This is a genomic window from Rhizobacter sp. (assembly GCF_035702065.1).
Classification (GTDB): domain Bacteria; phylum Pseudomonadota; class Gammaproteobacteria; order Burkholderiales; family Burkholderiaceae_C; genus Rhizobacter.
The window spans coordinates 1-10,034 of sequence record NZ_DASSRA010000305.1 but is presented as its reverse complement, the minus strand read 5'-3'; the positions used below and the strand labels follow the sequence as shown (position 1 = coordinate 10,034).

The window sequence follows — 10,034 nt, the reverse complement described above, 5'->3', positions numbered from 1 at the left end:
ACCCCGGCCGCGACCGCTCGCGCGGCCTGGGCATGGGCCTGGCCATCGTCAAGCGCCTGGTGCTGCTGATGGGGCACCAGCTCGAAGTGGCCTCCAAGCCGGGGCGTGGCACGGTGTTTCGCATCCTCATCAAGGCGACCGAGTTCGACGAGATGGACAACCTGCTCGTGGCGGCCGACACCGTGCCCTCGCCCATCGACTCCACCCGCACCCTGCTGCTCATCGACGACGAGGAGAGCATCCGCGTGGGCATGAGCGAGCTGCTGCAGACCTGGGGCTACCACGTGCTCACCGCCGCCACGATCCAGGAGGCCTGCACCGAGGTGCGGCGCCACGCCGGCGTGATCGACATGGTGCTCTCCGACCTGCGCCTGGCCAACGAAGAAGACGGCATTGACGCCATCGAGCGCGTGCGGGCTGTCTACGGCGCCCCGCTGCCCGCCCTGCTGATCACCGGCGACACCTCACCCGACGAGGTGAAACGCGTGCACAGCAGCGGCCACCAGGTGCTGTTCAAGCCCGTGCGCACGCGCGAGCTGCACGCGGTGCTGCGCAGCGTGCCGTAAGGGCTGGCGGGCGGGTCATCAAGCGGGTGGACGGCCAGATGACTTTCGGCTGATGTAAGCGGGCGCCCCGCTCCATACAGTCCGCTCATCGTGACCCAACGCCCCACCGAGCGCACCGCATGAACGCCCTTCCCGTCGAGGATCTGCTGGCCCCTCTCGGCGACGATTCCCCTTGCGGTGCCGACCTGGCCTACGACCCGGCCTTCCTGGCGCTCGAAGAAGCCTCCCGCGGCAAGCCCGAGCAGCAGTTCGGCGACACCGTGGTCGCGGCCCAAGAGCCCGACTGGCGCGTGGTGCACGAGCAAGCCATGGCGCTGGCCGGCCGCACCCGCGACCTGCGCGTGGCCGTGCTGCTGGCCCGCGCCAGCGCCCGGCTGCAAGGCGTGGTGGCCTACACCAGCTCCTTGTCGCTGGTGGCCGGGCTGCTCGAACGCCACTGGGAGCGCGTCTACCCCCAGCTCGACGCCGACGACAACAACGATCCCACCATGCGCCTGAATGCGCTGGCCCCGCTGGTCGATGCCGACGCCGGCCTGGCTGACCTGCGCGCCGCGGCCATCGGCTCCGGCCGCCCGGCATTGACCGTGCGGCAGGTCGAGCTGGCCTCCGGCAAGGCCGAGCCCCTGCCCAGCGAATCGGTGCCCACCCTCGAAGGCGTGCTGCAAGGCCTGCAGGCGGCCGAAGCGCAAGACGCCGGCACGCTGGCCGCCCTCAAACAAGCCCAGGCCGAGGTAAAGCGCATCGAAGCCCTGCTCATCGACAAGGTCGGTGGTGCCCAGGGCCCCGAACTGCGGCCCCTGCGCGTGCTGACCCAGGCGCTGGCCAGCGTGGCCGCTCAGGCCGATGGCAGCGGCGAAGCGGCCAACGATGCCAACGACAACACCGCCGCCGGCAGCGCAGCCGCACGCAGCACGCCCGGCGCCCTGCAAAGCCGCGAAGACGTGAACCGCCTGCTCGACCGCGCCTGCGAGTGGCTGGAACGCAACGAGCCCACCAACCCCGCACCCTTGCTGATCCGCCGCGCGCAGCGGCTGATGGGCAAGAGCTTCCTCGAGATCATCAGAGACCTGGCGCCTGCCGGCATCGACCAGATCGAAAACATCGCCGGCAACAGCAACCAGTAGTCGTCATTCCTTCATCCAGCGCAGAGGAGTTACACCATGGCCACCAGCAGTCAGAAGTTCATCGCCCGCAACCGCGCGCCGCGCGTCCAGATCGAGTACGACGTGGAGCTCTACGGCGCCGAAAAGAAGGTGCAGCTGCCCTTCGTGATGGGCGTGCTGTCTGACCTGTCGGGCAAGCCGACCGAACCGCTGCCCCCGGTGGCCGAGCGCAAGCTGCTCGATTTCGACGTCGACAACTTCGACAGCCGCATGAAGTCCATGAAGCCGCGCGTGGCCTTCCAGGTGCCCAACACGCTCACTGGCGAAGGCAACCTCTCGGTCGACATCACCTTCGAGAGCATGGACGACTTCTCGCCCGCCGCCGTGGCGCGCAAGGTCGATTCGCTGAACCAGCTGCTCACGGCCCGCCAGCAGCTCTCCAACCTCATCACCTACATGGATGGCAAGACCGGCGCCGAGGAGCTGCTGGCCAAGGTGGTGAAGGACCCGGCACTGCTCGCCAGCCTCGCCAGCGCCAAGAAGACCACCGACGAACCCAAGGCCGAGTAAGCCGGAACAAGAACCTGACGGAGAACCAAGATGGCAGAAACACAAGGTCAATCTTCCGCACTGCAAGGCGTCGAATTCCAGGGTGGCGATTTCGCCAGCCTGCTCAAGAAAGAGTTCAAGCCCAAGAGCGACGAAGCCAAGTCGGCCGTCGAGAACGCCGTGCTCACGCTGGCGCAACAGGCGCTGGCCAACACCGCCGTGATCGGCAGCGACGTGGTCGCCTCGATCGAGGCCATGATCGCCGAGCTCGACCAGAAGCTCAGCGCGCAGATCAACCAGATCCTGCACCACGCCGACTTCCAGCAGATCGAGAGCGCCTGGCGCGGCCTGCACCACCTCGTCAACAACACCGAAACCGACGAGATGCTGAAGATCCGCGTGATGAACATCAGCAAGAACGAACTCGGCAAGACCCTCAAGCGCTACAAGGGCACCGCCTGGGACCAGAGCCCGATCTTCAAGAAGGTCTACGAAGAAGAGTTCGGCCAGTTCGGCGGCGAGCCCTTCGGCTGCCTGGTCGGCGACTACTACTTCGACCACAGCCCGCCCGACGTGGAGCTGCTGGGCGAGATGTCCAAGGTGGCCGCAGCGGCCCACACGCCCTTCATCGCCGCCGGCGCGCCCACGCTGATGCAGATGGAGTCGTGGCAGGAACTCGCCAACCCGCGCGACCTGACCAAGATCTTCACCACGCCCGAGTACGCCTCGTGGCGCTCGCTGCGCGAGTCCGACGACGCGCGCTACATCGGCCTGGCCATGCCGCGCTTCCTGGCACGCCTGCCCTACGGCGCGAAGACCAGCCCGGTCGAAGAGTTCAACTTCGAGGAAGACACCGCCAACGCCGACCACACCAAGTACACCTGGGCCAACTCGGCCTACGCGATGGCGGTCAACATCAACCGCTCGTTCAAGCTGTACGGCTGGTGCTCGCGCATCCGCGGCATCGAATCCGGCGGTGCGGTCGAAGGCCTGCCCACGCACACCTTCCCCACCGACGACGGTGGCGTCGACATGAAGTGCCCCACCGAGATCGCCATCAGCGACCGCCGCGAGGCCGAACTCGCCAAGAACGGCTTCATGCCGCTGGTGCACCGAAAGAACTCCGACTTCGCGGCCTTCATCGGCGCCCAGTCGCTGCAAAAGCCCTTCGAGTACGACGACCCCGACGCCACCGCCAATGCCAACCTGGCGGCCCGACTGCCCTACCTGTTCGCCACCTGCCGCTTCGCGCACTACCTCAAGTGCATCGTGCGCGACAAGGTGGGCTCCTTCAAGGAGCGCGACGACATGGCCAAGTGGCTCAACGGCTGGATCATGAACTACGTCGACGGCGACCCCGCCAACTCGTCCGAGACCACCAAGGCGCAAAAGCCCCTGGCCGCCGCCGAGGTGACCGTCGAAGAGATCCCCGGCAACCCCGGCTACTACAGCTCCAAGTTCTTCTTGCGGCCGCACTACCAGCTCGAAGGGCTGACGGTGTCGCTGCGCCTGGTGTCCAAACTGCCATCACAGAAGCAGGCCTGAACGACGTCGCTCACTGCGCCCTTTCGTCACGTTTCGCGTCCCCTTACCAGCACCAAGTCTGTTCAACAACTCTGAGCTCAAGGAGAGATTCACATGTCATCCATCGACACCCACATCAAGTTTGCCGGCGTGGACGGCGAGTCGACCCACAAGGACCACAAAGGCGAGATCGAGGTCTTGTCCTGGACCTGGGGCGTCGCCAACGATTCCATCGGCGCCGGTGGCGGCTCCGGCAAGGGCAAGGCCCAGCCGGGCGACTTCCACATCACCCACCTGTACGACAAGGGCTCGCCCGTGCTCGCCAAGTACTGCGCCTCGGGCAAGCACTTCCCCGAAGTGACCATGACGTCTCGCAAGGCCGGCGAAGGCCAGAAAGACTTCCTGGTGATCAAGTTCAAGGAGGTGTTCATCAAGTCGGTGCAGCCCTCGGGCAGCTCCGGCGGCGACATCGTCGAGAGCGTGACCTTCGCCTACAAGCAGATCGACTTCGCCTACAAGGCGCAAGACGACAAGGGTGGCCTCACCGGCGAGGTGAAGTTCGGGTGGAACAACGCCACCACCGAGATCACCTGATCTTTCGCCCCACGCCGCTTCGTCCATCACCACAACACCGTTCGGGGACACCCCGAACGGCCCCCATCCTGCAGGTTGAGGAGAGACACCCATGGCCATCACCGCCGAGACCGTGCAGGGCATTGCCAAGCTTCACCCCGATGGCGTGAGCATCGACCTGAACACCGGCCGCATCCTGACGGGCACGGGTTTCTGCGTCGCCTACGCCGCCACGCAGGACAACCACAACTTCACCGGGTTGCAGCTCAGCATGCAGCACGCCCTGGGCCCAAGCGGCTCGGGAATCATCGGTGCCTGGACCACCGGCCCCGACACCTACTACGACAGCGTCAAGAAGTACATCACCCGCGAAAGCGCCGTCCAGGCCGCCATCAAGGAAGAGCAGATCGCGGTCTACAACCTCCAGGCCGGCAAGGTCGAGAACATCATGACGCCGCTCGAACCGGGCGACCCCAAGGTCGTCAACGGCTCGCCGGGGAGCTTCAACCCGGCGCTGGCCACCGGCAGGAAACGCGCGCAAACCGTCTGAGGCGCGTGCCCGACTGCCCCACCCCTAGCCTTTGCCGAGGTCTCCCATGCCAGCCTCCATGCCCTCCGCGCTGCCCGGCGCAGCCGACATCTACCTGAGCGTCCAAACCAAGCGTGCCGGCAAGGTGAAAGGCGAAGCGATCACGCCCGGCCATGAAGACGACATCGTCCTCAAGGGCTGGCACTGGGGCGTGGCGGCATCGGCCGCACTGGGCTCGGCCCAGGCCACCGGCCGGCGTGCCTACAAGGGGCTGACGGTCGTCAAGCAGATCGACGCGGCCACCACCGCGCTCATGGCGGCGCTCGCCACCAACGACGAGGTGAAGGAGGCCAAGCTCACCATGCGCAAGGCCGGCTCCGAGCAGATCGATTACTTCCTCATCACGCTGCAGAAGGCCCGCGTGACCGCCGTCGACCACGCCACCGACGAGCACGGCAACACGCTGGAGACCGTGACGCTGCAGTTCCAGAAGGTCTCGGTCGAGTACCGACCGCAGAAGTCCGCGGGCGGGCGCGGTGCCTCGCTCACCTTCGAAGACGAAATCCTTCCCGCCTGATCACCATGGCCAGCGCCCAGGAACTCCTCGCCGCCGGCGACCCGCATGCCGCACTGCAGGCCCTGCAGCAGCAGGTGCGCGAGAAGCCCAGTGACGCCAAGCTGCGCGTCTTCCTGTTCCAGCTGCTGTCGGTGCTGGGCCAGTGGGAGCGCGCCATGGCGCAGCTCGTCGTGTGCGGCGAGCTCGACCCCCTCACGCTCGCCATGGTCAACACCTACAGCGAGGCCATCAAGTGCGAAGCCGTGCGCAGCGCGGTGTTCGCCGGCAAGACCACGCCGGTCGTCTTCGGCCAGCCCACCGCCTGGATGGCCATGCTGATCGAGGCGTTGAGCCAGGACGGCCAGGGCCAGCCCGCGCAGGCCCAGCGCCTGCGTGCCGACGCCTTCGAGCAGGCGCCCGCCACTGCCGGCAGCCTCAACGGCGAGGCCTTCGACTGGATCGCTGACGCCGACTCGCGCCTCGGCCCGGTGCTGGAGGTGGTGCTCAACGGCCGCTACACCTGGGTGCCCTTCAACGCGCTCTCGGCCATCACGGTCGAAGCGCCCGAAGACCTGCGCGACATGGTCTGGGCCCCGGTGCACCTCACCTTCGGCAATGGCGGCGACTCCGTGGCGCTGGTGCCGACCTGCTACCCCGGCACGCGCGAGCAGCCCGACGGCAAGCTCAAGCTCGCCCGCGCCACCGAGTGGCTGCCTTGCGGCCCCGACCAGTACGCCGGCCTTGGCCAGCGGGTGCTCTCGACCAGCAGCGCCGAACTCGGGCTGCTGGAAGCGCGCGAGATCAAGCTCACGCCCTCGTCATGAACCTGCGTGATCGACTGCAACCGGCTTTGCTGGATCGGCTGACCGATCTCGCACCGCATTCCCAGGTGGAAGCCGAAGACGCCCGCGTGATGAACAAGGCACAGATCCGCGAGGCGGTGCTGCGCGACCTCTCCTGGCTGCTCAACTCCGTGCAGCCGCTGGGCAAGATCGCCGCCACGCTCTACCCGCAGGCCGCCGAGTCGGTGCTCAACTTCGGCCTGCCGGCCATGTCGGGACAGCTCGCCTCGCGCGTGGACGTGAGCCAGCTGGAGCGCACCATCAAGCAGGCCATCCTGCGCTTCGAGCCGCGCGTGATGGAAGACTCGCTGCAGGTGAAGGCGCTCGACGCCTCCAGCGTGCTCGACACCCACAACGTGATCGAGTTCGAGATCCACGGCTTCATGTGGGCGCAGCCCGTGCCGCTGGAACTGCTGCTGCGCACCCAGCTCGACCTCGAAGCCGGCCAGGTGGAAGTGCGCGACATGGGCAGCGGCACCCCGGTTCGCCGTCACCCCTGACGCCCAAGGCCGCCCATGGACCCGAACCTCCTGCGCCACTACAACGACGAGCTGACCCACCTGCGCGAGGTGGGCGCCGAGTTCGCGGCCGAGTTCCCCAAGATCGCAGCCCGCCTTTCGCTCGACGGGCTGGAGGTGACCGACCCGTATGTGGAGCGCCTGCTCGAAGGCTTTGCCTTCCTGGCTGCGCGGGTGCAGCTCAAGATCGAGGCCGAGCACCCGCGCTTCGTTCAACATCTGCTGGAAACGGTGTACCCCGGCTTCCTGTCTCCCGTGCCGTCGATGACGATCGTGCGCATGCGGCCCGACCCGTTGGACCCGAACCTCGCCCGCGGCTTCACCGTCAAGCGCGGCAGTGCGCTCACCAGCGAGCTGACGCGCGGCCAGGGCACGCGCTGCGAGTTCCGCACCGCGCACGACGTGACGCTGTGGCCGATCGAGATCGAGTCGGTGCAGTACTTCACCCACGCCCCCGACCTGCCGCTGACCCACCTGCCGGTGGCGCGGCAACTGCGCGGCGGCCTGCGCATCAAGCTCAAGCTGCACGGCGGGCTCAAGTTCAAGCAGCTCAAGCTCGACCGGTTGGCCTTCCACATCTCGGCACCGGACGACGTGGCCTTTCGCCTGCACGAGCTGGTGCTGGGCAACACACTGGGCACCTGGCTGGGAACCGGCTCGGCAGACACCAAGCGCAGCCCCACCGCGGCCTTCTCCGACGGCGACTCGCTGCAGCCCATGGGCTACGACGACGATCAGGCCTTGCTGCCCGAGACGCTGCGCGGCTTCAGCGGGCACCGCCTGCTGCAGGAGCTGTCGGCCATGCCGCAGCGCTTTCTCTTCTTCGAGGTCAACGATCTCGCACGCCGCCTGGCCACCGTGGATGGCGCCGAGGCCGAGATCGTTCTTCTTTTCTCGCGCGGGGAGGCCGCCCTTGAATCGCTGGTGGACGCCGGCAGCCTCGCGCTCTTTTGTACCCCCGCCGTCAATCTGTTTCCCAAGCGGCTGGATCGCATCCAGCTCGGCACGGGCAGTTGGGAGCACCATGTGGTGCCCGACCGCACGCGGCCGATGGACTATGAAGTCCATACCCTGGAATCGGTGACGGGTTACGGCATCGCCCAGGTGGCGGAACAGCGCTTCCTGCCCCTGTACGCGAGCTTCCACGACGCCCCGCGCAGCCACGCCGCCTACTTCACCGTGCGGCGCGAACCGCGCCTGCTGTCGTCGCGCCAGCGGCAGGACGGGCCGCGCTCTGCCTACGTCGGGCAGGAGGTGTTCGTCTCGCTGGTCGACCCGCAGAACGCGCCTTACCGCGAAGACATCCGCCAGCTGTCACTCAGCGCGCTGGTGACCAACCGCGACCTGCCCACCCTGCTGCCCGGCAGTGCCACCACCTGGGTGCTCGACGCCGCGGGGCCGGCCGGGCGCATCGAGACGCTGCGCGGCCCCACGCGTCCGGTACAGCGCCTGGCGCGTGGCGACGTGGGCTGGTCCATGGTGAGCCTGCTCACGCTCAACTACCTGAGCATCGCCGGTGAAGACCCGAAGCGCGCCGCCTCGGCGCTGCGCACCCTGCTCTCCCTGCACGGCCCCGAGCAGGACGTGGCCTGGTCCAAGCAGGTCGACAGCATCCAGTGGCTGGAGGCCAAGTCGGTGGTGCGCCGCCTGCCCTTCCCCGGCCCGCTGACCTTCGGCTGCGGCGTGGAGGTGACGGCGCTGGTCGACGAGCTCGGCTTCCAGGGGTCGAGTGCCTTCCTGCTCGGCCAGGTGCTTGACCGCTTCTTCGCAAGGCACGCGGCGGCCAACAGCTTCTGCGAAACGGTGCTGCGCTCCGCCTCGCGCGGCGAGATCATGCGCTGCAAACCGCGCATCGGCGCCCATGCTGTGCTCTGATCCTCATGGCGAACCTCCGACCGCTCAGGCTGAGGTATCGAAGCCCCGCGCGACCTCCCGCACGGCCCTTCGATACCTCAGGGTGAACGGTTGTTGACGGGCCGGCATCCACATGAAAGCCGACTCACCCCTCCTGCACCAGCGCCGAGAGCGCCTCTTTCAGCGCCTGGAGGCCGAGCCCTGGGCGCACGACTTCTTTGCCGTGCTGCGCGAGATCGAGTCGCTCGCGCCCAATGCGCCACGGCTGGGCAGCGCGCTGCGCCCCGGTGCCGAACCGATCCGCCTGGGGCAGGACCCGGAGCTCGACTTCGCCCCCGCGGGCCTGATGTCGTTCAAGCCTGCCGGCAAGACGCCGCCGCGCCTGGGCGCCCGCTTCTTCGGCCTGTTCGGCCCCATGGGCCCGCTGCCGCTGCACATCACCGAGTACGCACGCGACCGCCTGCGCAACCATGCCGACCCGACGCTGGCGCGCTTTGCCGATGTGTTCCACCACCGCGCGCTGCTGCTCTTCTACCGCGCCTGGGCGCAGAGCCAACCCGCGGTGCAGGCCGACCGGCCCGCCGACGACCAGTTCGCCAAATGGGTGAGCGCGCTGTTCGGCCAGGCGCCGGCACCGCTTCGCCAGGCCGATTCGATCCCCGACACCGCCAAGCGCTTCGCAGCGGGCCACCTGGCGCGGCCCACGCGCAACCCCGAGACCATCGTCAAGGTGTTGCGCCAGTACTTCCAGGTGCCCATCCGCATCGAGCCCTATGTGGGCCACTGGCTGCCGCTGCGCAGCGAAGACCGCAGCCGCCTCGGCAGACCCGGCGCGCGCCGCAGCGCGCCGCTGGGCGTGTCGGTCGTGGCCGGCTCCAAGGTGTGGGACCGGCAGTACAAGCTGCGCCTGCACATCGGCCCGCTCACGCTGGCGCAGTACCAGCAGTTCCTGCCCGGCCAGCCGGCGCTGACCGAGTTGCGCGACTGGATGCGCCAGCTGCTCGGCTTCGACATGCTGTGGGACGTGCAGCTCGTGCTCCAGGGCAGCGAGGTGCCGGCGCTGGGCATGAACCGCACGACCGCCCTCGGCCGCAGCACCTGGTTGGGCCGCAAGACTCCGCACCCCGACCGCGGCGAACTGCGGCTGCGGCCGCAAGACATCCGTCATCCCGGCGCACGCCGGGATCCAGAGCTCATACCCGCCCAAGCATCACCACCAGTGGATCCCGGCGTACGCCGGGATGACGCATTCCAGGGAGTTCACCATGGCTGAAATCAGTCGCGCCGCCCTCTTCGGCAAGCTCAACCCGCTGGCCTACAAGGCCATCGAAGGCGCCACCGTGTTCTGCAAGCTGCTCGGCAACCCCTACGTCGAGCTGCAGCACTGGTTCTTCCAGATCCTGCAGGCGCAAGACTCCGA

11 protein-coding genes are annotated in these 10,034 nt (G+C 67.8%); all 11 read left to right on the top strand.

The window, feature by feature from the left end:
• A partial coding sequence (locus VFL64_RS13795; protein ID WP_489540953.1) for an ATP-binding response regulator occupies positions 1 to 566 on the top strand: 566 nt, incomplete at its 5' end.
• Between the two features lie 119 nt (positions 567 to 685).
• Positions 686 to 1,690, top strand: coding sequence for a type VI secretion system protein TssA (gene tssA / locus VFL64_RS13790; RefSeq protein WP_489540952.1), 1,005 nt, complete (start codon positions 686 to 688; stop codon positions 1,688 to 1,690).
• Positions 1,691 to 1,726: 36 nt separating this feature from the next.
• Positions 1,727 to 2,239, top strand: coding sequence for a type VI secretion system contractile sheath small subunit (gene tssB, locus VFL64_RS13785; protein ID WP_489540951.1), 513 nt, complete (start codon positions 1,727 to 1,729; stop codon positions 2,237 to 2,239).
• 30 nt (positions 2,240 to 2,269) lie between these two features.
• Positions 2,270 to 3,763: a type VI secretion system contractile sheath large subunit gene (tssC, locus tag VFL64_RS13780; protein ID WP_489540950.1), complete on the top strand. Its 1,494-nt coding sequence runs from the start codon at positions 2,270 to 2,272 to the stop codon at positions 3,761 to 3,763.
• Positions 3,764 to 3,856: 93 nt separating this feature from the next.
• On the top strand, positions 3,857 to 4,336 hold the full coding sequence (locus VFL64_RS13775) for an Hcp family type VI secretion system effector (protein ID WP_489540949.1): 480 nt from the start codon (positions 3,857 to 3,859) through the stop codon (positions 4,334 to 4,336).
• Between the two features lie 91 nt (positions 4,337 to 4,427).
• Positions 4,428 to 4,865, top strand: coding sequence for a hypothetical protein (locus VFL64_RS13770; RefSeq protein ID WP_489540948.1), 438 nt, complete (start codon positions 4,428 to 4,430; stop codon positions 4,863 to 4,865).
• Between the two features lie 58 nt (positions 4,866 to 4,923).
• On the top strand, positions 4,924 to 5,421 hold the full coding sequence (locus VFL64_RS13765) for an Hcp family type VI secretion system effector (protein WP_489540947.1): 498 nt from the start codon (positions 4,924 to 4,926) through the stop codon (positions 5,419 to 5,421).
• A gap of 5 nt (positions 5,422 to 5,426) precedes the next feature.
• Positions 5,427 to 6,224, top strand: a complete 798-nt coding sequence (locus VFL64_RS13760) for a type VI secretion system accessory protein TagJ (RefSeq protein ID WP_489540946.1) — start codon at positions 5,427 to 5,429, stop codon at positions 6,222 to 6,224.
• The gene (gene tssE / locus VFL64_RS13755; RefSeq protein ID WP_489540945.1) at positions 6,221 to 6,742 is read left to right on the top strand and encodes a type VI secretion system baseplate subunit TssE; all 522 of its coding nucleotides are present in this window, start codon (positions 6,221 to 6,223) and stop codon (positions 6,740 to 6,742) included. The genes VFL64_RS13760 and tssE overlap by 4 nt, the downstream gene beginning before the upstream one ends.
• A 15-nt stretch (positions 6,743 to 6,757) precedes the next feature.
• Positions 6,758 to 8,635, top strand: a complete 1,878-nt coding sequence (gene tssF, locus VFL64_RS13750) for a type VI secretion system baseplate subunit TssF (RefSeq protein WP_489540944.1) — start codon at positions 6,758 to 6,760, stop codon at positions 8,633 to 8,635.
• 112 nt (positions 8,636 to 8,747) lie between these two features.
• Positions 8,748 to 9,887: a type VI secretion system baseplate subunit TssG gene (gene tssG / locus VFL64_RS13745; RefSeq protein WP_489540943.1), complete on the top strand. Its 1,140-nt coding sequence runs from the start codon at positions 8,748 to 8,750 to the stop codon at positions 9,885 to 9,887.
• The last annotated feature ends 147 nt before the right edge of the window (positions 9,888 to 10,034 follow it).